Raw genomic sequence first — 24,841 nt, forward strand, 5'->3', positions numbered from 1 at the left:
TGAATTCATTCACAAGCCGTGTATAATGAAAAATATAGTAATTTCGGGAAACGTCAGGACTGCCTGCCGATGAACGGAGTGCCTCTATGTATTCCATGCAGGAAATCAAAGCACATTATCTGTTCAGCGACGAAGATGCCGAAACGCTGAAGTCGCTGTTCTCCATAGCCCAGGCAAACCGGGCGCTGATGATTGAGGACTTTTACGACTATCTCCTCGGCATTCCGGAAACGGCCGCGTTTCTCCAGGACGACACGGTCCTCCAGCGGCTCAAGCTGAGCCACGGCGGATGGTTCGTCAACCTCTTCCGGGGCGTCTACGACAATCAGTACCTGCACGATCTCCAGCGGGTCGGCCACGTCCATGTCAAAATCGGGCTTAACGCCCACTTCGTGAACGCGGCCATGCAGAGGGTGCGGCGTTTCGCGGTCGGCATGATCCGGGAGAACTTTCCCGACCGGGACGAGCGGCGGAAGAAAACAGAGGCGGTGGAAAAGATTCTCGATATCAACCTTGACATCATGACGGCCTCCTACATCGAGGAGGAACTGAAGAAGGTTTTCATTTCCAAACGGCTCGAATCGCTGCTGGTCAGGGCAACGGAGCGTTTCACCTACGGCCTCAACCTGGTCCTGGTGCTCGCCCTGGTCGGCGTGTCCCTTTCGGTCGTTGGTCTGTTTTTCTGGGAGATATTTCATGTCTTCAGGGGCTCCGTCGAGAAAGGGATCCTGAGCGCCCTCGGTACGCTCCTCATCCTCTGGATGATGATCGAGCTCATGGACAACGAGATCAAGACCCTGAAAGGGGGGCGCTTCAACATCCAGGTGTTCATCGGCGTGGTCATTATCGCCATTATCCGGGAAATCCTGATTTCGACGCTCCGTCACGATCCCCTGGAGACCCAGGTCTTCCTGGCCGGGACGCTGATGGTCCTGGGAGTCGTGTACTATCTGGTCGCCCGAAGCCAGCAGATATCGCCCATACGCTGAGTGGGGAGCGGGACTTATGCTACTCTTTGAAATACAATGACGTGAGGGTGAGCCATGGGGAGTGAAAAAGGAACTATTGATCCCGCTGTGTACCGGGCGATTCTGGCAAGTATGGGGGATGGAATCGTCTTCCTGGATACGGAGGACTGTTTCGCCTACATCAACGCGGCTGCGGAGAAGATCCGCGGCATCCGGGCGGAAAACTACCTGGGGAGCCATATCCTTTCCATCTTCGGCACCCATTCCAACCATACGTCCGAGCGGGTGCGCAAGCTGCTGGCCGCCCTCAGGAGCGGCGTGCTCCCCTTTCATGTCCATGTCATCGAGACGAGGGGGAGGATTTTCGAGAACAGCTATTACCCCATCCGCGATAAGGGAGGCAACTATCTCGGAACTTTGATGATGAGCCGCGACATCACCGAGAAGGAGCGGCTCAAGGCGGAAAACCTCACCCTCCGCGAGCAGGTGCTGTCGGAATTCGGCTGCTGCGACCTGGTGGGCTCCAGCGATGTCATGCGCCCCATCTTCCAGATCATCAATGCCGCCGCTGCCGTCGACTCCACCATCCTGATCACCGGCGAAAGCGGCACCGGCAAGGAACTGGTGGCCCGGGCCGTCCACCAGCACAGCGCGCGCAAGGATCTCCCCATGATCAAGGTCAACTGCGCGGCCCTCCCCGATACCCTCCTGGAATCGGAGCTCTTCGGCCATGAAAAGGGGGCGTTTACCGGTGCCATCAAGGAGCGCAAGGGGAAATTCGAGCAGGCCCACGGGGGGACCATCTTCCTCGACGAGATCGCGGAGATGCCCCTGGCGGCCCAGGCCAAACTGCTCAGGGTGCTGCAGGAGAGGACCGTGGAGCGCCTGGGAAGCACCCGGGAGATCAGGGTGGACGTGCGGATCATCGCCGCCACCAACCGCGACCTGCGCCGGGAGGTGACGGCGGGACGGTTTCGGGAAGACCTCTTCTATCGTCTCAACGTCATCCCGATCCATATCCCCCCCCTGCGGGAGCGGACCGAGGATATCCTCGCCCTGGCCCGGCAGTTCCTCAACCGGTTCGCCGAGAAGATGCACAAGCCGGTCATGGAAATCGCCCCGGAGGCCCAGAAGGCCCTCCTGGAATACAACTATCCGGGCAATGTCAGGGAACTGGAAAATGCCGTCGAACGGGCCGTTGCCCTCTCCCTTGGCAGTAATCTGCGCCTCGGAGATCTCCCGTCGGAGTTCACCGCTCCGCGCCCAGCCGGTGCTCAGCCGCTTTCTCAGCCTGCCAGTCCCGCTTCCCTGGCCGATAGTGTTCATTCCATGGAAAAAAACGCTATCGAAGAGGCCTTGCGCTCCACTGGCAACAAAAAGGGAGATGCCGCTCGACTCCTCGGCATCTCCCGGAAAACCCTGTGGGAAAAAATGAAACAGCTGGGGGTCACGTAGCGGAAGCAGATGGTATGGGGTCCGGAGGCTTCCCTGGCATCGGGAAAAATTTTCCTTCTGTGAAAATTATTCGTGGACTTTTGGGTGGAAAAGCTGGTAGAGTGCCCTATGTCCGTGGATGTACCCGGACGAACTAACAACAGCAGCAGGAGAAAAAAAGAACATGGCAAACGGTACGGTAAAGTGGTTCAACGACAGCAAGGGGTTTGGTTTTCTGGAGCAGGAGAACGGCGAGGACGTATTTGTCCACTTCTCGGCCATCAACGGCGACGGTTTCAAATCCCTTACTGAAGGTGATAGGGTAACGTTCGACGTCGTCAAGGGCCCGAAAGGCCTGCAGGCGGCCAACGTAACCAGGGTGTAACTGATACGAGCCCTGCGAAACGAAGAAGGCTCCGGAGCAATCCGGGGCCTTCTCTTTTTATTCAACATTTACATCTCGCCCCTGTCGCCGTTGCGACCCTGGTGAAAGTTTCATTCCTCCCGTGAACAGGCTAGTCTCAATCTTTCTTGTCGTTTTCGTCATCGCCCTGGTTTCCTTCGGGACTTGGCAGCTGTTTCTCGGCAATTTCGAGGCAGCCTTCTCGTCCGCCCCATTTCTGCTCATCGTCTATCTGTTCCTCAGGCCGTGGCGTAAATAAACCTCTCCTGCAGTTCTCTGCAGGGCGCCGTGAGTGACAAGGGACGTTTGTTCTTGACTTTGACTTTGTATCTAGTGTAAGAACTGGCCCATTAATTTTTGCAGTGATTCGTGTAATGGTTCCAGGGAAGGGACCACCTTTCCCTGCGCAGAGCAGCCCCATCGGCATTCAGTCGTGGGGCTGTTTTCGTTTCTGAGCCTTGGTTTGACTGGGCGTGAAGCATAGTTGACCGGTTTGCGGTCCATCGGCTTTGGCAAGATATTGACGCTGGAGTGCCGCGCCGCCGAGAGAGCAGATAGATTGAAAGGGAATTTGTATGAGTTGTATTGTGTTGAAATTTCAAGCCTAGTGCGCTCTCTTTAATAATGGTGTCACATTGATTTGAGTTCAATAATTGACTTTTCGATAAAAGCTTTTATCATGTCATTTGAAATGATTAAATGATCTCTGTTTGCTTGCCTTTAGGTAAAAGGTGTTGCATCCACGAGGTATGAATTCAACGTCAAGGAGGTATGGAATGAAGAAGCAAGTAGCAATTACCGTTGCCGCGGCGTGTCTGGCATTCTCCGCTACCGCCCACAGTGAGAGCCGCATCAAGGAAGGTGCTTTGTCGGTGAGCCCCTTCGGTGGGTACACGTTTTTCGACCGGGACTCTGATCTCAAGAGCCGGCCCACCGGCGGTCTCAGGCTCGGCTACAACTTCACCGAGAACGTGGCAGTCGAGGGTTCGGGAGCCTATACCGACACCAAGTACGATAACGGCAATGGAAGCTCCAATGTGTATCGTTATGGCGCCGAGCTCCTCTATCACTTTATTCCCCAGTCACGGGTTGTGCCGTTCCTGGCAGCGGGGCTCGGCGGTATTACCTACGAAGGCCGTGAAGGTGTGCCCGATGCAGATCGGACCGACGGGATACTCACTGCCGGCGGCGGTGTGAAGCTCTTCCTTGTGGATCGTATTGCGCTTCGCGCCGACGGCCGCAACATTTTCACCTTCAACGATGCTCTGAATCATCAGGAAGTCACCGCCGGCCTCGATTTTCAGTTCGGCGGCGGCAAGGCTGCTCCGGCTCCGGTCAAGGTTGAACCGAAGCCCGAGCCGAAGCTCGAGCCCAAAAAGGTTGTCGCTGCTGCACCTCTCGACAGTGACGGCGATGGCGTACCCGACAATCTGGACAAGTGCCCCGATACCCCGGCCGGCGTCAAGGTCGACAGCGTCGGCTGTCCGCTGGACAGCGACGGTGACGGCGTACCCGATTACCTGGACAAGTGCCCCGGCACCCCGGCCGGCGTGAAGGTCGACAGCGTCGGCTGCCCGCTGGACAGCGACGGTGACGGCGTACCCGATTACCTGGACAAGTGCCCCGGCACCCCGGCCGGCGTGAAGGTCGACAGCGTCGGCTGCCCACTGGATACGGATGGTGACGGCGTACCCGACTACCTGGACAAGTGCCCCGATACGCCGAAAAACGCCGCCGTCGACAAGAACGGCTGCCCGGAGAAGGTCTGCATCACCCTGAAGGTTGAGTTCGACTTCGATAAGGCCAAGATCAAGCCCGAGTTCCGCGATGAGATCAAGAGAGTGGCCGACTTCCTCAAAGAGTATCCCGACGCCACTGCGGTGATCGAAGGGCATACCGACAGCAAAGGAACTGTGAAGTACAACCAGAAGCTCTCCGAGCGCAGGGCCAAGGCCGTCATGAAGAACCTGGTCGACGAATTCGGAATCTCCGCCAAGCGTCTTTCTGCCAAGGGGTATGGCGAGACCAAGCCGGTTGCCGACAACGCCACCGAAGAAGGGCGCCAGAAGAACCGCCGCGTAGTGGCCAACATCGACTGCGGGCTGAAGAAGCGCAAGTAACCGTAACAGTACAACTGACGTCATCAAAAAAACGCACTGCTTTCGGGCAGTGCGTTTTTTTGTGGCCTGTGATCCTGAACGATACCTGGATGGGCTACAAGTCCCCCGTCAGTTCCTGGAGAAGATAGACCTTCGGATTCAGCCCCTTGACGCAGCCAATAATCTCGCGCAGTCCCTTCTCGTCAATTCCTCCCTCCTGGTCGGTTCCCTGGAACCAGGGGTATCCCTTGGGGAAGGGCGAGTAGGAGCCGTCACGGAGAAGCGACACATCCACCATGTCGTTCACCCGGCCTGCGGCCTCCCATGGGTCCCGGTAGTTGAACTGACGCGCCACGATATGGAGCCCCATGCCGTTGGGAAAGAGGGCCTTCACCTCGAAGGAGAAATCCCGCGGCGCTCCGTAGCTGTCACTTCTCCCCTCGCGGGCAAATACCTCCGCTCCTTCCCTCACGAGAATCTCCCGCACCGACTCGGCAGTCATTGGCGTGAATTCTTCCATAGTCATACCTCCAGTCTAACCTCCGCCCCCCACGGCGCCGGCTTTTCACCATCCCGCGTCAGCACCCAGAGGGTAGGGAATTCCATCCGTTCCGGCACCGGACCAATGCCGTCGGTAAGGTAGATAACCGCAGCAGGGAGGGGGTGCATGGTCCGCGCAAAACTGAAAACCGGCCGCAGATCGGTGAACCCTCCCCCTTCGTAGATTTCAACTACCGACGCAACTCCACGGAAAGCATCGATCCTCTGGATTCGGCTGTTGGCGTAAAGTACGATGATAGTTGACTCCCGTCCCCGGGAGATCCGGACCAACTCCTGGGCGAAGGCCTCCCGCAGTTCCACGCTGTTGGTTGAATCGCTCACGTCGATTCCGATCAGGAGGTTCAGGCGCCGCATTTTTCGGGCCCCGGGCGTGATATGAACAAAACGGCGATGCTCCTTCATCCAGGTGGCCTGCCGGCCCGTTCTCCCCGCCGTCGCCACGAACTGCCGGAGCACCTGACGCCACGGGATCGGCGAGGGGGCGAGCATCCCCGCCACCACCTGCCGGATGTCGGCCGGCACCTCTCCGTCACAGGCCCGGTAGGCGTCGCGCACCATCCCCCGCACCACTTCCTCGGCAAGACGCACCGGCGTGGCATCGGCATCGTCCCAGATGGCGTGGTCGTCCACTGTCGCTACGGACTGCTCCTCGTCCTCCCCGGACTCCTTCTTTCCCCCGCTATCCCGCGAGGCGTTTCCCGTGCCATACCCCTTGAGGCTTCCCGTGTCGAAGGGGTCGACGAGGAGGGCGTAGTACTCCTCAGCCGCAAGCCCTTCCTCCAACTTGAAGGACCGGGGGAGGAGCGCATCGGCGGGGAGGTGCTCGATGGAGGGGTTAATGGCCAGGTCGCAGGCCAGGTCCCAGTCGTGGCTGTTTCTTCCCTTGCGGCGAAACATGTGGAGGTGGATCAGGTGCTTGATGGTGTGCTCCAGGAGCCCTTCCTGAACCTGCGGGGGCTCGGCCCCGAAGAGAGGGGCGTTCACAGCCAGGGTTGGCACCCCGTCCCGCACCGTCACCCCGAGGGGGTGGCCGCCGTTCCCTCCCTCCCGGCGAAGTCCCAGGAGGAACCGGCCGTAGAAGGGCTTTCGCTTCAGCATCCGAACAATGGCGTTTTCGATATTCCGCTTGGGCATCACATCCCCTTCACGGTGATCCAGGCGATAAAGGCGTAGCGGGCCAGTTTTCCGCTCCCCACGAGGAGCGAGAACCGGACGAACCTCACCCGGAGGATTCCCCCTACAAGGCAGAGGGGGTCGCCGATGACCGGCAGCCACGAAAAGAGAAGGGACCAGGAGCCGTACCGGCCATAGAGACGGTCGGCCCGGCGCTCCGTCGCCTCGTCGATCCTGAGGACTCTGCGCACCAGAAAGGGGCCGCCCCACATCCCGATGGCGTAGGTGGTGCAGGCCCCGAGCCAGTTGCCGACGGTTGCCACACCCACCGCCAGCGCCGGGTCATGATGCTTGAGGAGGAGCGTGACCAGAAGCCACTCGGAACCGATGGGGACCAGGGTAGACGCAAGGAAACTCAGGCCGAAGAGGGCCGGAAGGCCATGGGTTGTCAGGAGCTGCTCCATTGTGTAACCCTAGCGGAAGGGGACGGAAAATGTCAAAGGGTTTGCATCTGCAGAAATTAAGGCTTGACATATTCTAATGGGTTGGGCGACTATACGACCCATGATCAATTTCGGCTTCTTCTCCTACGTTAGCTTTTACTTTTGGTGCGGCTTTTATTTTAGGCCGTCTGCCCAGGGTAGGGGTTTGTTGTAGGGAAGCTGAAAAACACTACACACTAAACCGGAAGCCGAGGGTGGACAGAGAGACCACCCCCGGCTTTTTCAGTTTTTAAGACCAATATCGTGACAGTCAAAGGCCGGGGGAAATCCTCCGGCCTTTCGTCTTTCCGGGACCACAGGGAGGAAAGGATGATCATCGTCATGAAAGCAGGTGCAGCGAAAAAGGACCGGGACGAGGTAATCAAGCGGATCAAGGAGCTGGGGTACAAGCCCCACGTGATCCACGGAACCACGCGGGACGTGATCGGGGCCGTAGGGGACGAGCGGGGGAAGCTGGTGCTGCAATCGATCGAGTCGATGCACGGGGTGGAGAGCGTGGTCCCGATCCTCAAGCCTTACAAGCTCGCCTCTAAGGAGGTGAAGGTGGAGCCGAGCATCATCCGGATCAGCGATGTGGTGAGCATCGGCGGCAAGGAGATCATCGTCATGGCCGGCCCCTGTTCGGTGGAAGGGGAGGAGCAGATCATCGAGACGGCCAGGGCGGTGAAAGCCGCCGGCGCCCAGGTGCTCCGTGGCGGGGCGTTCAAGCCGCGCACTTCTCCGTACTCATTCCAGGGCCTTGAGGAAGAAGGACTCAAGCTTCTGGCCAAGGCCCGGGAGATCACCGGCCTTCCCATCGTTACCGAGGTGGTGAATCCCGAGACGGCGGATCTCGTGGCCGAGTACTCTGACATCCTCCAGATCGGCGCCCGCAATGCCCAGAACTTCGCCCTGCTCAAGAAGGTCGGGCAGCTCCGGCGGCCGGTGCTCCTCAAGCGGGGCATGTCCATGACCATCCAGGAGTTCCTCATGAGCGCCGAGTACGTCTTGAGCGAGGGAAACCAGTCGGTGATCCTCTGCGAGCGGGGAATCCGCACCTTCGAGACGGCAACTCGCAATACCCTTGACCTCTCCGCCATCCCGGTCCTCAAGGGGATGACGCACCTGCCGGTCATTGCCGATCCCTCCCACGGTACCGGTAACTACCACTACGTGGCCCCCATGGCGCTGGCCGCCGTTGCCGCCGGGGCCGACGGGCTAATGATCGAGGTGCATCCCGATCCGGAACGGGCCTCGTCGGACGGTCCCCAGTCCCTCAAGCCCAAGAAGTTCGATGCCCTTATGACGAAGCTCAGGCTTGTTGCCGAGTCGGTGGACCGGGCGATATAGGACGTCAGGTACTGAGCAAAACCCTTGCGCCCTTCCCGATGCTGCGCTAGGATTGAGTTTTTTTAACCATAATGGATAGCTCAAGCTGAGGGAGGGGTATATGCATATCATTCGTCGTATGGTGGCGGTCGCGGTCGTCATGCTTGCCGTTGCCGGTCCGGTCCATGCCCGCACGGCACGGACCGCCGATCCGGGGGTGGCTGCCGAGGCCCGGCAAAGCCTGGAGGAGATTCTCGATACCTGGCGCGACGGCAACTACGAGCTTCTCTATGACCGGACGAGCGTGAGCGGTCGGGAAAGCCGGGAGGGGTTTGCCCGCAAGCTGGCCAAAGCCTCTCGCCGCCCCGCCTGCTGCTGGGAGAAGCTCCAGGAGGTGACGGTATCGGCCCGCAGCGGCGATGCCGTCACGGTTCGGGGTCGTTTCGGGCTGGACGGGGGGCCGGGAGGGACCGAGTATGCAACCAGATCGGTTCGCCTCGTGCGGGAGGATGGGGTGTGGAAGGCGTCCCGGGCAGATATCCTCTCCCTTGCCGGCGAGAAGCGCAGACGGTAGCGCCACGGGGGAGGAGCTTTCAGTGGGGCGTTTCGGTGATATAGTTGTATCCCATGAAGGCGCTCGTTTTCTTCCTGATAGTGCTCGTCTCGCCGCTGGTGCTCTTTTCCGCCTGCACGGCCCGGGGCGAGGTCCGGTTGCTTCGCCAGGAGATAACGGTCCGCCTGGAACCGGAGCGCCATCTCCTTCTCGGCACGACCGTTCTGGAGCTACCCCGGGGCGCTTCCGGGCGGCTCACCGTCTCCCTCAACCAGAGGGCTGCGGTGGACGGGGTGACCGTCGACGGGCGGAAAGCGGATTTTAGCCGGGCCGGCGAAGCCGTTGCCGTGGCGCTTCCCAGAGAGAGCGGTACCTCGCCCCGTCGGGTCTTGATCCGCTACCAATGCACCTTCAACGATCCGGCGCCGGAGCGGCCGGTTGATAGCGAAGACCCCTCCTACGGCGTGAGCGGCGCCATAACCGCCAGGGGAACCTATCTCGGCAGCGACGCCGGTTGGTACCCGGCTCCGCAGACTCTGCCGGAGAGCCGGCGCGTGACGGTTACGGCCCCTGCCGGGATCGAGGCCATTACTGCCGGTCGGCGTATTGCCCGTTCCACGGCCAAGGGAACCACCTCCTCCACCTGGGAGGAGGCCCGGCCCGTGGAGGGACTCTCCCTCTCGGCCGGCCCCTACGTCATCGGAGAGCGGAGTCTTGACGGCATCCCCCTCTATTCTTACTTCTATCCGGAGAACGCCAGCCTTGCGGCGCGCTACCTGGAGGCGTCCGCCGGCTATATCCGCTTCTATGTCGGAAAATTCGGTCCCTACCCCTTCGAGAAATTTGCCGTGGTGGAGAACTTCTTTCCCACGGGCTACGGCTTTCCCTCCTATACACTCATCGGCGGCACGGTGATCCGCCTTCCCTTTATCGTTCACACGAGCCTCCCCCACGAGATTGCCCACTGCTGGTGGGGAAACGGTGTTCTCGTCGACTACCGGCAGGGGAACTGGTCCGAGGGGCTCGTGACCTACCTGGCCGACTACCTCTTGGAGGAGCGGAAATCGGGCCGGGATGGGCGTGATTACCGCTTCCGCATTCTGGCCGATTACGCTTCCCTGGTGAAAAAGGGGGAAGATTTCCCCCTGACGCGGTTCCGCGGCCGGATGGACCCGGCTTCCCGGTCCATCGGCTACGGCAAGGGGGCGATGCTCTTTCACATGGTCCGGAAGCGGATTGGCGACGAGGCCTTCTTCGGGGCGCTTCGGGAACTCTTCCGTGAGAAGCGCTTTTCAGTGGCTACCTGGGACGATTTTGTGCGGGCTTTTTCCCGTGCCTCGGGGGAGGAACTCACATCTTTCGTGACCCCCTGGCTCCACCAGCCGGGTGGGCCGCGCCTGGCACTGTCAGGGGTGACGCAGCAGCGAAACGGCGCCGGCTGGCTCGTGACCGGAGCGGTCCGCCGTGACGGCGAGGGATATGACCTTGGGGTGACGGTGCGGGTGGAGGCAGGGGGGAGGGGGTATGACCGGACCGTGGCGCTGACAGGAGAGGAGACCCCGTTTGCGGTGCCGGTACCGACGAACCCTGAGGAGGTGGTGCTCGACCCCGAGGTGGATCTCTTCCGGATTCTGTCCCGGGACGAACTCCCCCTTACCGTGAACCGGATCAAGGGGAGCCGGACCCTTGCGGCGGTCGTGACCCGTACGTGCGGTGCCGACGACAAGACGCTGGGGCTTTTCCTTCGCTCCCTGGGCCAGGGTGACGCGCCGCTGCTCAGCGAAGAGACCGCTGGGGAGATCTCTCTGGCAGACCGCGACCTCCTGTTCTGCGGAATGCCGACGCGGCCCGGGCTTCTGCCGCCGCTGTTGCCGGGGGTGACAGCGGCGGCCGGCGGATTTGCCGTGAACGGTATGGAGTACCAAGGGTCCGGCGACCTCGTGTTCATGGTGCTGAATCGCCCTGAAGCATCCGGCCGGGTGATGGCGCTGCTCCTTGCCAACGCGCCGGCCGGGGCCGAGGCGGCGGCCCTCAAGATCACCCACTACGGCCGTTACGGGCTCCTGGTCTTTTCCGGAGGGGAGAACCGGGTCAAGGAGACCTCGCGTCCTCCGGGCGGCGGGAGCATCGTGAGATTCGCCCGGTGAGAGGCAACGGTGCCGGCGTTGGGGGAGGAGTCATGAAGCGTTTCGGTAAGTTCGCCGGCATCGCCCTCGTTTTGGTTGTGGCTGCCCTGACGGCTCGGAGCTGCTTCAGCCACGACCTCATCGTGCGGCTGTCGGACCGCAAAGAGATCAGCTTTAAGCAGATGATGGGGGATTTGCGGAAGGTTGCGGTGATTTACGTGGGAGAGGTTCACGACAATCCCGATCACCACGTGCTGCAGCTGCGGATCATCCGGGGACTGCACCGGGCCGGGGTTCCGCTGGCCATCGGCATGGAGATGTTTACCGCCGGGAGCCAGCAGGAGCTCGACCGGTGGGTGGCGGGGCAGACCGGCACGGCCGCGTTTCAGCGGATCTACCGCAGGGAGTGGAACCTGCCGTGGTCCCTCTATGGCGACATCCTTCTCTTTGCCCGTGACAAGCGGATTCCCCTCATCGGTCTCAACGTCCCCCGGGACATTACCCGCAAGGTGGGCCGGGAGGGATTCGCTTCCCTGACGGAGGATGAGCGGCGGAAGCTTCCCCCCAACATCACCTGCGACGTGGATGAGAGCTACATGGCCATGATTCACCGCTCCTACTCAAGCCACGGCCTCAGCGCCAACACCTTCAGGAACTTCTGCGAAGCCCAGATGCTCTGGAACAAGTCCATGGCCTACCACATGGTGGAATATCTCAGGAAGAATCCGGGGCGGACCGTGGTGGTCATCACGGGAGGAGGCCATGCCATCAGGGGGGGAATGCCGGTTCAGGTGGACCGGGAGAGGCCCGGCCTCTCCAGCCGGGTGGTTCTGCCCGACCCGGTGGTCCGCAACGGCCGGATTACGGCGGAGGAAGCCGATTACCTCTGGCTTTCCCACTGAAGGGATTACTTCATTCTCGGCAGGGAGACGAAGAAGGTGCTTCCGGCGTTGGGAGTGCTCTCCACCCACACCCGCCCGCCGTGGGCCGCCACGATTTCCCGCACGAGGGTGAGCCCCAGCCCGGCCCCTCCCACCTTGCGCCGGTCGCTGTTGTCGACCCGGAAGAACCGCTCGAAGACCCGTTCCTGGAATTCGGGGGAGATGCCGACCCCGTTGTCCTTCACCCAGAAGACGACCATGTCGTCATCGGCCCTCCCGCCGAGGGTGACGGTCCCTCCGGCCGGTGAGTATTTGATGGCGTTGGAGATGAGGTTGCCGGCCACCTGGTAGAGCTGTTCCTCGTTGCCGCGCACCGGCGGAAGATTCGGAGGGCACTCCACAACGATGGTGTGCTTCCTGGATGCCGCAGTGTAGAGGGCCGCGGCGTCGGCCAGCAGAAGCCCCACCGACACCGGCATGATCCGGAATTTGACCATGCTTGCCTTGAGCCGCTGGAGTTGGAGAAAGTTGTTGATCAGCTCGCTCAGCCGCTCGGTTTCCTTGTGGATGGTCTGGAGGCAGTTTTTCTGCTGCTCCCGGTCCACCTCGTTTTCCAGCAGAAATTCGGTGAAGCCGATCATGGCCGTGAGGGGGGTGTGCATCTCGTGGCTCACGGCGGAAATCATCTCGTCCTTCATCCGCTCCATCTCTTTGCGTTCGGTGATGTCGATGGCGATCTCCATCCGGACGAGCCGGTCGTCGGTCCAGCGGATCGCCTTGTCGATGCACTGGTACCAACGGCCGGTGGTCATGTTCTTGTATTCCCAGATGTAGGGGGGGAGCGCCTTGCCGTCCAGCAGGAGCTTCTCGTTGGTGCAGAAGTCGCATGGCAGCGTCTTTCCCCCCTGGATCACCTCGTGGCAGGGGCGCCCCTCCCAGTTCTCGCCGAAAAGCTGGGCGCCGTACTTGTTCAGGTAGAGGAGCCGGTAGCTGTCCATGTCAACCACGTAGACCAGGGCGTTGAGAGAGTCGAAGATGGTGCTGATCTGGTTGAACTGGTTCCGCATGGCCTCTTCGGCCTGGCGCCGGCGCCGGCGTTCGCCGGCCTCTCTCACTTCGCGCTCGATGGCCGGCACCAGGCGCGAGAGGTTGCCCTTCATGAGATAATCGTGGGCGCCGGCCTTCATGGCTGCCACCGCCAGGTCTTCGCCGATCTTGCCTGAAACGATGATGAACGGTATGTCGAGTTCCCGTTCCTTGACGATCTCCAGCCCCACCATGGCGCCGAACCGGGGCATGGTGTAGTCGGCTATGATTACGTCCCATTCCCGTTCGTCCAGGAGGGCGCGCATGCCGGCGTCCGTTTCGGTCCGCTCGTAGACGGGGTCGATACCGCCACGGCGCAGTTCTCGAAGCAAGAGAAGTAGATCGTCTTCGGAGTCTTCCAGGATAAGCATGCGCAACTGGTGATCCATGGGGAGTCCTGTTCTCGGGACGGTGTCCGGCGATGGTTGTGTGGTGGTGAGATGACGGACTGACGTGCCGGTCATATGGCCATTTCGCATGACAATTCTAACCTCCCTCACCCTTTGGGTCAATGGGTGCTTGTCGACCCTTTAACCTTGACTTTTCAACGGCATACCGGTAACGTTAAGCGTTTTTTCGACCTTTGCCCTGCAGTTTTTCTTGTCGATTACCCCGTAGTGGAGGACGTCCATGGAATATAAGAATACCCTCAATCTGCCGGTCACCGATTTTCCCATGAAGGCCAATCTTCCCCAGCGGGAACCGGAGATCCTCGCCGGCTGGCAGAAGAACGGTCTCTACGGCAAGCTCACCGCGGCAGGGGAGGGGAAGCCCCGCTACGTCCTCCACGACGGCCCCCCCTACGCCAATGGCCACATCCACATCGGCCATGCCCTCAACAAGATCCTCAAGGACATCATCCTCAAGAGCAAGCGGATGCAGGGGTTTGACGCCCCCTACGTGCCGGGGTGGGACTGCCACGGCCTCCCCATCGAGCTCCAGGTGGAGAAAAATCTGGGGTCCAAGAAGCATGAGACCACCAAGCTCCAGATGCGAAAACAGTGCCGGGAATACGCCGAAAAATTCGTGAAGATCCAGCGGGATGAATTCGAGCGGCTGGGGGTCATCGGTGACTGGGACCGTCCCTACCTCACCATGACCCATGACTACGAGGGGATCACCGCCCGGGAGCTGGCCCGCTTTGCCGACAACGGCGGCCTCTACAAGGGGAAGAAGCCGGTTCACTGGTGCTCCTCCTGCGTCACCGCCCTGGCGGAAGCCGAGGTGGAGTACGCTGACAAGACCTCCCCCTCCATCTACGTGAAATTCCTCCTCCAGGACGACATCAGCGCTGTGGTACCGGCTCTGGCCGGGAAGAAGGTGTCACTGGTTATCTGGACCACCACCCCCTGGACGATTCCGGCCAACCTGGCCGTGGCCCTCCATCCGGAGCTGGATTACGTGGCCTTGGAGACCGGCGGCGAGGTGCTCGTGGTGGCCGAGGGGCTCAAGGACGCCTTCATGGCGGCCACCGGCGTTCAAGGGAGCGTCATTGCCACCTTCCGGGCCGACATCCTCTACCGGAAGCGCTGCAGGCACCCCTTCTACGACCGGGATTCCCTTGTCCTCCTGGGTGAGCACGTGACCCTGGACGCCGGTACCGGCTGCGTCCACACCGCCCCGGGCCACGGTCAGGAAGACTATGAACTGGCCCTGGTGGAAGGGCTCGACATCTACAACCCGGTGGACAATCGGGGGCGCTACATCCAGAGCCTGGAATTCTTCGGCGGCCAGTTCGTCTTCGACGCCAACGCCACGGTCATCGAGAAGCTTCAGGAGGTGGGGGCGCTGGTAGGTCAGGGGAGCGTGGAGCACTCCTACCCCCACTGCTGGCGTTGCAAGAAGCCGATCATCTTCCGGGCCACGGAGCAGTGGTTCATCTCCATGGAGAAAAACGACCTGCGGAAGAAGGCCCTGGAGGAGATCGACCGGGTCTCCTGGGTGCCGAAATGGGGGCGCGAGCGGATCCACGGCATGATCGAAAACCGTCCCGACTGGTGCATCTCCCGGCAGCGCTCCTGGGGGGTTCCCATCACCGCCTTCTACTGCACCGAGTGCGGCGAAATCCTGGCCGACGGCACGATCATGCACCACGTGGCCGACCTCTTCATGGAGGGGGGGGCCGACCTCTGGTACGAGAAAGAGGCTGCCGAGCTCCTCCCGCCGGGGACCGTCTGCCCGCAGTGCGGCAAGAGCGCCTTCGAGAAGGAGATGGATATTCTGGACGTCTGGTTCGATTCCGGGGTTTCCCACGCCGCGGTCCTGGAAAACCGCCCCGAGCTCGGCTCGCCGGCCAACATGTACCTTGAGGGGAGCGACCAGCACCGGGGGTGGTTCCACTCGTCACTCCTGGCCTCCGTGGGCACCCGCGGCACCGCACCGTACAAGGAGGTCCTCACCCACGGCTTTGTGGTGGACGGCTCCGGCCGCAAGATGAGCAAGTCGGTGGGGAACGTGGTGGCCCCCGAAGAGGTGATCAAAAAGTACGGCGCCGAGATCCTCCGCCTCTGGGTGGCGGCCCAGGACTACCGGGACGACGTCCGGATTTCCCAGGAGATCCTCACCCGCCTGGCCGAGGCCTACCGCCGGATCCGCAACACCTGCCGCTACCTCCTCGGGAACCTCTACGACTTCGACCCGGCCACCGACATGGTCCCCTTCGGGGAAATGACGGAACTGGACCGCTGGGCACTGCACCAGTTGGAGGTGCTCAAGGAGAAGGTTTTCACCGCCTACAACGAGTACGAGTTTCACATCCTCTACCACGCCGTGAACGGCTTCTGCACCGTGGAGATGAGCGCCTTCTACCTCGACATCATCAAGGAGCGCTACACGAGCCGGAAAGACTCTCCGGAGCGCCGCAGCGCCCAGACCGTCATGTATCTCGTGCTGGAATCCCTGGTGCGACTCATGGCGCCGGTCCTCTCTTTCACCGCCGACGAGGTCTGGGGATACCTGCCGAAGCGGGCCGAGGCGAGTGTCCACCTGGCGTCCTTCCCGGAGCTCTGTCCCGAGCGGAAAGACGAGGCCCTGGTGGAGCGGTGGGCGCGGATCATGGCGGTGCGGGGCGATGTCTCCAAGGCCCTGGAACAGGCCCGGGTGCAGAAAACCATCGGCCACTCCCTCGACGCGGCAGTGACCCTGTCCGCCGAGCCCGAACTGCTTGGGTTCCTGAAGGAGTACGCCGGGGAACTGGCCACGGTTTTCATTGTCTCGAAGGTGGAGCTGGTGGGGGAGATCGCCGGCGAGTTCGTGGAGGCTGAGGGGGTGAAGGGGCTGAAGATCGGCGTCACCGCGGCCCCGGGTGACAAGTGCGAGCGGTGCTGGCACTATGACGAGGAAATCGGTGGCGATGCCGAGCATCCGACCCTCTGCCCCAAGTGCGTTGCGGCGGTCAAATAGGACCATGAAGCCCAACTACCGCATTTTCTCAATCGTCACGGCGGTGTCCCTGGTAATCGACCAGGCGACCAAGATTCTCGTGGACCGGACCCTGGAGCTCTACCAGTCCATTCCGGTGGTCCCCGGGCTCTTCAGCATCACCTACATGCGGAACAAGGGGGCGGCGTTCAGCTTCCTCTCGAACTTCGATTATCGCCGCCCCTTTTTCATCGCAGTCACGCTGGTGGCCATGGCGGCCATCGCCATCACCTTCCGCAAGCTCCGGGACGACCAGCGACTGGCGGCAGTTTCCCTTTCCCTCATCTTCTCCGGTGCTGTCGGCAATCTCATCGACCGGGTGCGGCTCGGCGAGGTGATCGACTTCCTCGACGTCTACTGGAAAACCCACCACTGGCCCGCCTTCAACGTGGCCGACTCCGCCATCTGCGTTGGCGTGGCGCTCCTCGCCCTCGACATGATCCGCGACGAGCGGCGCCAGTCCAAAGATAATTAAAACCGCTGCCGTAGCGCCAGGTGGAAGTTCACGTCCGGCGAGGTTTTCACGTTCAGATCCTCGGAAAGAGCGATGTCGAAGAAGGTCCGCTCCGTGAAGGCGAAGGAAAACCCTCCCGTCATGAGAAGGGAGTTGGTGCTGATTTCCCTCAGGTCGCTCCCCTCGTAGAGGGAGGAATGCCACGTGGTCTGAACCGTAAGTGCCATCCAGTCGAGGGGGCTCCAGCCGAAGCCGAACGTCCCCATGGCCGCCAGGTTCCGCTGCTGGTCCCCGAGCACATCGCCATCCCCCATCACTGTGCCGCCGGCGTTGGCAAAGAGGGTCAGGTGCCCCCAGTCGCCGAGCCGGTAATCGTCGCTGGCGGCGAGCCAGAGGGCGAAGTCGACGCTGCCGCTTCCCCGCAGTTTGTCGCTGTCGCCGGTGGGGAGTTTCAGGGCACTCCGCAGGGCAACGCGGCGGGGGGCCGTCGCCCCGTCATCGTAGAGTTGGATTCCCCCCGTCAGGCGGATATCGCCGATACCTGCATTGCTGTCGTCGATTCTGAACCGATCGGTGCCGTTCGTGTCGTACCGGTAGCGGAGCCGGTCCCGGGGAGCGTACTCCCTCCCGCCGTTGGTGAAGCCGAAGGCCTTGTGAAACCATTCGATGAAGCCGTCGAGGAATCCTCCCGACTGAACGATGAAGGGAATCTCGATGCCTGCCTCCACGCCGGGAACAAGGCCGTAGCGCAGATCGAGGGCGAACCGGTATGTCTCGCCGTCGAGGATGATGTGCTCGTTCCCCTTGGAATCCACGGCGTAGTTGTTGGACAGATCGGCCACGGCGGAAACCTCGCCTTCCCTCGACGCCAGGATCCTGGCGCTGTCCGGCACCGGCAGACCGTGGATTTGCACGAGTGGCGCCATGTTCCCTGTCCGGAAGGGTGTGACTTCCATGCCGCGGGCAACCGTACCCGTGAGCAGCAGTGCCAGCCCGGCCATGGCCGCTCCTGCCCGTATCCGCCACGTCCCTGTCCGTTTCCCCGAACTACTGTTCATTGCCATACCAGGCCCCCCCCTGCGGAACAATGGCATATCCACGGCTGCCCTGTCCCTGAGATTCAATAACTATCTTGAACTGAAATGCGCATCTGCGCTAAGGTGAAACGTTATCGCCATCGTAGTATACCAGATTTGGAGACGCTCATGACGCCTGCCAGCGGCAGACAGAACATTGACCCCCGGAATGTAAACCGGCGGAGAGACAAAAATCCATGGAAAGTTGTCGTCATAACGCTCGTTACCCTTGGTGTTGTGGCCCTTCTCGCTGTGTTCGGCTATTTCACCTATCTTTACGCCTCCCTGCCGAAGGTCGACCGTCTTGCCGACTACCGGCCTCCCATTGTTTCCCAGGTCTTTGGCGATGATGGCAGCCTTGTTGGGGAGTTTTACCTGGAGCGGCGCATCGTCGTGCCGGTGGAGAAAATTCCCCGGAAGCTGATCCAGGCTTTCGTGGCGGCCGAGGATTCCAACTTCTACCAGCACAAGGGGCTCGATTACCTGGGGATCGCCCGGGCCGCGGTGAAAAACCTCCTTGCTATGCGGAAGAAGGAGGGGGCGTCCACCATTACCCAGCAGGTGGCGAAGTCGATGCTTCTCACCTCCGAGAAGAGTTTTGCCCGCAAGTTCAAGGAGGCGATTCTTGCCACTCGCATGGAGAAGATGCTCTCCAAGGACGACATCCTCTACATCTACCTGAACCAGATCTATCTGGGGGGAGGCGCCTACGGGGTCCAGGTGGCTGCCGAGACTTACTTCGGCAAGAACGTGGAGCAGCTGAACCTGGCCGAGATGGCCATGCTCGCCGGGCTCCCCAAGGCCCCCAACTCCTACTCTCCCATCAAGCACCTGGACCGGGCCCGGGAACGGCAGGCCTACGTCCTTGAGCGGATGGTGAGGGAGGGGTATGTGACCCAAGCCGAGGCGGACCACGCCCGGGCGACCCCCATCGTGGTCAGGTCCATGAAGAAGGTAAACAGCGAGCAGTCGGCCTATTTCCTTGAGCACATCCGGATCAAGCTGGAGGAGACCTATGGGATGGACCGGCTCTACAAGGAAGGGCTGAAGATCTACACCACCATGAATGCCGAGATGCAGAAGGGGGCCTTTGATGCGGTGGTGAACGGCCTGAAAAACGTGGACAAGCGCCAGGGGTTCCGGGGAGCGGTCAAGTACCTTGGGGAAACCGAGGTGGATAACTTCAGCAAGAAAGTGGAAGACGGGATCGATACCGCGTCCCTCAAGCAGGGGAGCACCTACCAGGGGGTCGTCACCGCCGTGGATCCGGCAAAGGGGGATGCAACCGTGCGGGTTGGAGACCGGATCGGCACCATCTCCCGCAAGAACATGGCCTGGGCCGGCAAGGTGCAGCTTGTGAACGCCTGGGGCAAGCAGGACGGGAAAGGGAAGTCGCTCCCCTTGGGGAGCGTTGTCTTCGTTTCGGTGCTCACCCCTGATGTGAACAAGCAGGGGGCCATCTTCTCCCTGGACCAGGAGCCCGAGGCCCAGGCGGCGGTGGTGGCCCTTGATCCCCTGACCGGTGCCGTGAAGGCCATGGTTGGCGGGTATGATTTCCGCAGGAGCCAGTTCAACCGGGCCGTCCAGGCAAAGCGGAATCCCGGCTCTGCCTTCAAGCCGATCATCTACGCCGCCGCCCTCGACAAGGGGCTCACGGCGGCAACAACCTTCGACGACTCCCCCGTCGAATACGAGGGGGGCGGGGACAAGGCCTGGAAACCGAAAAACTACGACAACATCTATCGGGGCATCGTGACCATGCGCGAAGCCCTCACCAATTCCATCAACGTGGTGAGCGTCAAGATTCTGGAACAGATCGGCGTCGGCGCTGCCATCGACTATGCCAAAAAACTCGGCATCACCTCCCCCCTGGCCGCCAACCTTACCCTGGCCCTCGGTTCGTCCAGCGTGACCCCCCTTGAATTGACCTCCGCCTACGCCGTATTCGCCTCGGGAGGGTACCGGACAACGCCTTACTTCATCACCAAAGTGGAGGATGCCGACGGCAAGGTTTTGGAGGAGACGGCGCCGCCGGTCATTCCGACCTTCACCAACCAGAGTACGGCCACCCTTACCAATGCCGACCTCCCACCCGCAACGGGCGCCGTTCCCGGGGGGGGAGCGGTACCGGCCATTGCGCCCGAAACCGCCTACATCATCACCAATCTCATGGAGAGCGTCGTCACGAGCGGCACCGGCCAGCGGGCCCGGGCCCTGGGCCGCCCCGTGGCGGGAAAGACCGGTACCACCAACGACATGAAGGACGCCTGGTTCGTGGGCTATGTGCCGCAGCTGGTGGCCGGGGTCTGGGTGGGGTACGATCAGGAGCGCTCCCTTGGCGCCGGAGGGTCGGGCGGGCAGGCCGCGGCACCCATCTGGACCGAGTTCATGCAGCGGGCCCTGGCGGGTATCCCCGTGAAGAACTTTATCCAGCCGGCGGACATCACGTTTGCCACCATCAATGTCCGCACCGGACGCCTGGCCCGGGAAGGAAGTCCGGGGGCGACTCAGGAGTGCTTTGTCGCCGGTACCGAGCCCACGGCGTACGATGGCGAGCAGGATACACCCACCACCGAAGAAAATGCCAGCGATTCCGATGGGTTGCCGGAATGGGTGCGCGCCGGGCGTCTGCCGCGCCGGTCCGAAAGTCGCTAATCCCTTGCGGGGCAACGGTTTACGACCCATGAAAAAATTATTTTTCTCCAAATAATCCCTTGCAATGTGGAAATTTCTGTCTATAGTATTCGCCAGAATTACCTTAACAAGGAGGGTTGATCATGACCAAAGCTGAACTTGTGGATGCCGTAGCGAAATCTGCCAACCTCACCAAGGCTGCCGCCGACAAGGCGGTGGGCGCCGTAATCAGTGCCGTGAGCGATGCCCTCAAGAAGGGCGACAAAGTGACCCTGGTTGGATTCGGGAGCTTCGAGGTGTCCACCCGCAAGGCCCGTACCGGCCGTAACCCCCAAACCGGCAAAGAGATCAAGATCGCTGCTGCCAAGGTTCCCAAGTTCCGCCCGGGCAAGGCTCTCAAGGACGCCGTTGCCGCCAAGAAAAAATAATTTCCGCGCGTCCCCCCATGGGGAGACGTTGCTGATATAATTATCCATGTGATAAGAAACCCCGCCGGTGCGGGGTTTTTTCATTTCTGAACCCCTTGGCGGAAAGCTTCGGGGGGCTCTCCTTTCAGGCCGAACGACCATGTGCCCTTGTCAACGGCCCCTATCCCGGTTACAGTCTCGTCTCAGGAGGAAGATGCCGCGATGACCCCTGCCCTGGAGCCAGCACCGACTCAACCGGTACGACGCCGTACCCTTGCGTGCATCCTGGCATGCGTTGCGCTCTTCATCCTCTTCATTCCCGTCGCCTTCAAGCTCTATCTGACCTCGCCCCAGGCGGCCAGCCATCTCTCCCGCCTTCTCACGGACTCCTTGCGCTCCCCCGTGACCGTTGCCGCCCTGGAAACCCGCGGCGGTACGGTCGTTATCCGGGGTCTTTCAGTGGCCAATCCCCCCGGTTTCTCCGCCGCCCCTCTGGCTGTCGTCGACACCCTTGCCATCACTCCCCGCTGGTTTGGTCTCCTCTGGGGTGACCGCAGGTTCAGGCGCATCGAAATCCGCGGAGCGAGGGTTGCCGCGGAAAAAAACAGGGGCGGGGTTTGGAACGTGGTGGAGCTGCAGCGTCGGTTGCCGAAGAAGAGAGCTCCCGCCAGGGAGACGCGGATCGACGAACTGATACTCCGTTCCTGGTCGGTGACTGTGGAGGGCCGGAGCGTTGCGGGCATTGCATTCCGGATCAGGGACCTCGCCACGCGGGGGTCGACCGATTCACGTCTGGATCTGGCCTTCGCAGACGGCGCAGGCAACCGGTACCGGATCGAGGGGAGCGCCCGTCCCGGTCCGGCGTCCGCCTTTGACCTGGTGCTCACGGCCCCTTCCCTGACCCTCGCCCCCCTTGCTGATGTGATCAAGCGCCATGAGCTGTTCCTGGAGCAGGGGACCGGTGCCCTGCGGCTCAGGGTAGCGCTTGAGGGGGGAGTACTCAGGGCGGACGGGACCATGGACTTTGGCAAGATCGCTGTCAGGGGTAGAAAAGGGATCCTCCCCCTTGCCGGTCGCGTGGACCTTCGGGGGGACTATGATTTCCGGCGGGACGAGGCCCACGTTACAAGCCTCGCCATAACCCTCGCGGATCTCGCAACGGCCCGGGTTGCAGCTAAGGTGAACCGGGTGCGGAAGGAGCGGGCTTTCTCTGCCGATGTCAGCCTGGACGAGGTGGATCTGAAGCGCCTTTCCCCCCTGGTCGCAGCCGTGACAGGGCGCCCACTTTCCCTGGCCGGGCAGGTGGGAAGCCGGAATCTCCATGTCGCCGGTGACGGTGCCCGGGGGATGACCGCCATTGAGGGGGGTGTCGTTGCCCGGGACGTGGTGGTTTCCCTTGGCGGCCGCCTCCTTGTCAAGGGGGGGGAAGGGATAGTTTCCCTGGCGTCGGCCCACGGGGGGATCCTTGCCACGGGAACATTCTCCACCCCGCGAAATACGGAAGATGCCCTTGTCGAGAAGATTGAACTTCCCTTCGCCCTGCTCCTGACACCACGTTTCAAGCCCCTGGATGTCCAGGTGCCGTCACTGGCGGCCCGCATCATGGGGGTGCCGCTCACCGGCCATCTCAGTTTCAGGCCTGGTTCGCAACGCCCCTTGCTTGCGTCGCTCCATGTTCCATCAACGTCCCTCGTGCTCTTTTCGCCCTATCTGTCGCGCTACGGCCTTCGCCCCACCAGCGGCACAACCTCTCTGGCTCTCGACCTCCAGGGGAAGGGGGCGGCGGATTTCGATGGTGAAGCTGCCATCCGGGTTGATTCCCTGGCGGCTGAAGTGCAGGGGAAGCGGGCCATCCTCGGCACAGGGGAGGTTCACTCCCGCTTCAAACGGAGCGGAGAGCATCTGTCAGCCACGGGTACGGCTCGGCTCGACGGGGCGGAATTCAACGGGAACGGGGGGGGAATCAGCACCACCTTCTCCTTTGCAGACCGGACCCTTACCCTGGAAGATGTCAGGGGGAGTCTCGCCGCAACGATGGTCTCAGCCGGCCGCGCGACCCTGACGCTTCCGGCCGTGAAGGCGGGAGCTGCTCCGGAGCCTCGTCCCCTCTTGCTCCAGTTGGCGGGCGGAGCAGTTCGTCGCGGCGATGTCGAGGCAACGGGCCTTTCGGCCTCGCTCCGGGGCAGTCTCCATGCCGATCCCAAGGGCCGCTGGTTCGAGGGGGAGGGAGCCGTTTTCGCTGAACGGCTAGCCCTCCGGGGAGCCCCGGTGGGGGCGCCGTCGCTTCGGTTCACCCTGTCGCGGAGTGCTGGGGAGGTAGGCCTTGGCGGGAAGCTCCTGGACGGAGCCCTGAGCGGTCGGGCATCCTTCGATCCCCGCTCGCCTGCAACGGGCGCATCCTTTTCCCTGGGGGTTAAGGACGGGAAGCTGGCGCTCGCGAGGACGCTCCTTCCCGGAAAGCAGCTGGTAGTCCCGGCCGATGGTTTGGTATCCGGGACGGTCGCCGGTTCATTCGACCGCGCCGGCGGGCTGTCGGCCCGGATCGATCTCCGTGCCGACGGCGTCGCCCTGGCAGGGGAGGGGGGGAAGCGCCTTCTCTCAGGCGGGGGAGCACGTATCGCCGGGCGGGTGGAGGGGGCGCGGGTCGTGCTGCAGGAGAGTTCCGCCACCTTCGGAGAGGGGGCCACCCTTCGGCTGCAGGGGGAGATGGAGCGGGTTCTCTCGCCCCAGCGGGCCGGGCGTCTTGCCTTCTCCCTCCCCGCAACTCCCCTTGACCGCCTCATTGATCCGGTAGTGAATGCACTTCCCCGCTTCATCCAGGAGGCGACCGTCGCGGGGAGCGTGGCAGCCGAGGGGACCGCCGTGCTGAAAGGGAAGGAAGGGAGCGTCGACGGTACTCTCACCTTCGACGGGGTGAGCCTCGACGTCCCGTCCCAGAAGCTCCTGGTGAGCGGCGTGCACGGCACCGTCCCCTTCTCCCTTGAGTCCTCTCCTGGCACGTACCGGCGAGCCCGGGACGAAGTGAGCTTCAGCAAGGAGAATTTTACGCGACTTCTGGAGCGGTTCCGACAGACACCGACGGCTGATCAGACCCTGACGGTCGGCAAACTCCGATTCGGCCCCCTGGAACTGGGAGAGACAACGGCATTCCTGCGGAGCGCCAATGGAGTCGTGGAGCTGACCTCCCTGCGTTCGGGCCTTTCGGGCGGGGAAGTGCTCGGCAGGGGGTTCGTTGCCATGAAGGGGGGGCTTGCCTATGGCTGCGATATCCTGGTGTACGACCTGAGCCTGCGGCGTTTCTGCGATGCCATCCCGAAAATCAAGGGGTATGTCTCGGGCCGCCTTGACGGAATCGCGAGCCTCAAGGGCGCGGGAAAAGGGATAGCAGGGCTCGACGGCATTACCGATCTCTGGGTGCGGAATACGAAGGGAGAGAAGATGCTCCTCTCCAAGGAGTTTCTCCAGCGGCTCGCCGGCAAGAAGCTGAAAGGCTTCTTCTTCCGGGACGATCGCCCGTTCGACCGTGGAGAGGTGAGCGCCTACCTGGAAGAGGGCTATCTTACCTTCACGACCCTGGACATTTCCCATACGAACCTGCTGGGAATGCGGGATCTAAGCGTCACCGTGGCGCCGGTTCAGAACCGGATCGCCATTGATCACCTCTTCAACGCCTTGAAAGAGGCGGCGACCAGGGGGAAGGCGGTCTCGCGGGGTGACGAGGCTCCAGCGGCCGAGCCCCCTGTCCAGACCGACTTCCAGTGGCGTGACTGAGGAACACGCGCTTGCGCTCCCATCTCCGGGCAGATGTGCTATAG

The 24,841-nt window shown here is 61.9% G+C and carries 18 protein-coding genes; 13 read left to right on the top strand and 5 right to left on the bottom strand.

The window, feature by feature from the left end:
- Positions 1-86 precede the first annotated feature (86 nt).
- The 4 genes from KJB29_RS14050 (at position 87) to KJB29_RS14065 (ending at position 4,925) form a co-directional block, all read left to right on the top strand.
- Positions 87-989: a protoglobin domain-containing protein gene (locus tag KJB29_RS14050; protein ID WP_215735064.1), complete on the top strand. Its 903-nt coding sequence runs from the start codon at positions 87-89 to the stop codon at positions 987-989.
- A 54-nt stretch (positions 990-1,043) separates the two neighbouring features.
- Complete coding sequence (locus tag KJB29_RS14055; protein WP_215735065.1) at positions 1,044-2,423, top strand: sigma-54 interaction domain-containing protein; 1,380 nt, start codon at positions 1,044-1,046, stop codon at positions 2,421-2,423.
- Between the two features lie 163 nt (positions 2,424-2,586).
- The gene (locus KJB29_RS14060) at positions 2,587-2,787 is read left to right on the top strand and encodes a cold-shock protein (protein ID WP_004512312.1); all 201 of its coding nucleotides are present in this window, start codon (positions 2,587-2,589) and stop codon (positions 2,785-2,787) included.
- 794 nt (positions 2,788-3,581) lie between these two features.
- Complete coding sequence (locus KJB29_RS14065) at positions 3,582-4,925, top strand: OmpA family protein (RefSeq protein WP_215735066.1); 1,344 nt, start codon at positions 3,582-3,584, stop codon at positions 4,923-4,925.
- A gap of 94 nt (positions 4,926-5,019) precedes the next feature.
- Here KJB29_RS14065 and KJB29_RS14070 read toward each other — a convergent pair whose 3' ends face one another.
- Genes KJB29_RS14070 through KJB29_RS14080 form a run of 3 tightly spaced genes read right to left on the bottom strand, consistent with a single transcriptional unit; the run spans position 5,020 to position 7,042 of the window.
- Complete coding sequence (locus KJB29_RS14070) at positions 5,020-5,424, bottom strand: hypothetical protein (protein ID WP_215735067.1); 405 nt, start codon at positions 5,422-5,424, stop codon at positions 5,020-5,022.
- A gap of 2 nt (positions 5,425-5,426) precedes the next feature.
- Positions 5,427-6,599, bottom strand: coding sequence for a vWA domain-containing protein (locus KJB29_RS14075; RefSeq protein ID WP_215735068.1), 1,173 nt, complete (start codon positions 6,597-6,599; stop codon positions 5,427-5,429).
- The gene (locus KJB29_RS14080) at positions 6,599-7,042 is read right to left on the bottom strand and encodes a YqaA family protein (protein ID WP_215735069.1); all 444 of its coding nucleotides are present in this window, start codon (positions 7,040-7,042) and stop codon (positions 6,599-6,601) included. The genes KJB29_RS14075 and KJB29_RS14080 overlap by 1 nt, the downstream gene beginning before the upstream one ends.
- A 348-nt stretch (positions 7,043-7,390) precedes the next feature.
- Here KJB29_RS14080 and aroF point away from each other — a divergent pair, with 348 nt between their 5' ends.
- From aroF to KJB29_RS14100, 4 genes are all read left to right on the top strand, one after another.
- A complete protein-coding gene (gene aroF, locus KJB29_RS14085; RefSeq protein WP_215735070.1) occupies positions 7,391-8,410 on the top strand; it encodes a 3-deoxy-7-phosphoheptulonate synthase in 1,020 nt (339 codons plus the stop codon).
- A 100-nt stretch (positions 8,411-8,510) separates the two neighbouring features.
- Positions 8,511-8,963 carry a hypothetical protein gene (locus KJB29_RS14090; protein WP_215735071.1) on the top strand — a complete coding sequence of 151 codons (453 nt, stop codon included), beginning with the start codon at positions 8,511-8,513 and terminating at the stop codon, positions 8,961-8,963.
- Between the two features lie 53 nt (positions 8,964-9,016).
- Entirely contained in the window at positions 9,017-11,089 is a 2,073-nt protein-coding gene (locus tag KJB29_RS14095; protein WP_215735072.1) for a M1 family metallopeptidase, read from the top strand.
- Between the two features lie 32 nt (positions 11,090-11,121).
- A complete protein-coding gene (locus tag KJB29_RS14100) occupies positions 11,122-11,970 on the top strand; it encodes a ChaN family lipoprotein (RefSeq protein WP_215735073.1) in 849 nt (282 codons plus the stop codon).
- 5 nt (positions 11,971-11,975) lie between these two features.
- On the opposite strand, the gene KJB29_RS14105 is transcribed toward KJB29_RS14100, so the two are convergent.
- On the bottom strand, positions 11,976-13,514 hold the full coding sequence (locus tag KJB29_RS14105; protein WP_246561511.1) for a PAS domain-containing sensor histidine kinase: 1,539 nt from the start codon (positions 13,512-13,514) through the stop codon (positions 11,976-11,978).
- Between the two features lie 151 nt (positions 13,515-13,665).
- Between KJB29_RS14105 and ileS the strand changes: the two genes are divergently transcribed.
- Both ileS and lspA read left to right on the top strand, forming a co-directional pair.
- Positions 13,666-16,437: an isoleucine--tRNA ligase gene (gene ileS / locus KJB29_RS14110; RefSeq protein ID WP_215735074.1), complete on the top strand. Its 2,772-nt coding sequence runs from the start codon at positions 13,666-13,668 to the stop codon at positions 16,435-16,437.
- A 4-nt stretch (positions 16,438-16,441) separates the two neighbouring features.
- Complete coding sequence (lspA, locus tag KJB29_RS14115) at positions 16,442-16,930, top strand: signal peptidase II (RefSeq protein WP_004512323.1); 489 nt, start codon at positions 16,442-16,444, stop codon at positions 16,928-16,930.
- On the opposite strand, the gene KJB29_RS14120 is transcribed toward lspA, so the two are convergent.
- Entirely contained in the window at positions 16,927-17,973 is a 1,047-nt protein-coding gene (locus KJB29_RS14120; RefSeq protein WP_215735075.1) for a DUF3187 family protein, read from the bottom strand. The two genes, lspA and KJB29_RS14120, sit on opposite strands and share 4 nt — an antisense overlap.
- Positions 17,974-18,114: 141 nt before the next feature.
- Here KJB29_RS14120 and KJB29_RS14125 point away from each other — a divergent pair, with 141 nt between their 5' ends.
- From KJB29_RS14125 to KJB29_RS14135, 3 genes are all read left to right on the top strand, one after another.
- Positions 18,115-20,640, top strand: a complete 2,526-nt coding sequence (locus KJB29_RS14125) for a penicillin-binding protein 1A (protein ID WP_215735076.1) — start codon at positions 18,115-18,117, stop codon at positions 20,638-20,640.
- Positions 20,641-20,762: 122 nt separating this feature from the next.
- Positions 20,763-21,047: an HU family DNA-binding protein gene (locus KJB29_RS14130; RefSeq protein ID WP_004512326.1), complete on the top strand. Its 285-nt coding sequence runs from the start codon at positions 20,763-20,765 to the stop codon at positions 21,045-21,047.
- 201 nt (positions 21,048-21,248) lie between these two features.
- The gene (locus KJB29_RS14135) at positions 21,249-24,797 is read left to right on the top strand and encodes an AsmA family protein (RefSeq protein WP_215735077.1); all 3,549 of its coding nucleotides are present in this window, start codon (positions 21,249-21,251) and stop codon (positions 24,795-24,797) included.
- Positions 24,798-24,841: the final 44 nt, after the last annotated feature.

Source organism: Geobacter grbiciae, from assembly GCF_018531165.1.
Taxonomy (GTDB): Bacteria; Desulfobacterota; Desulfuromonadia; order Geobacterales; family Geobacteraceae; genus Geobacter; species Geobacter metallireducens.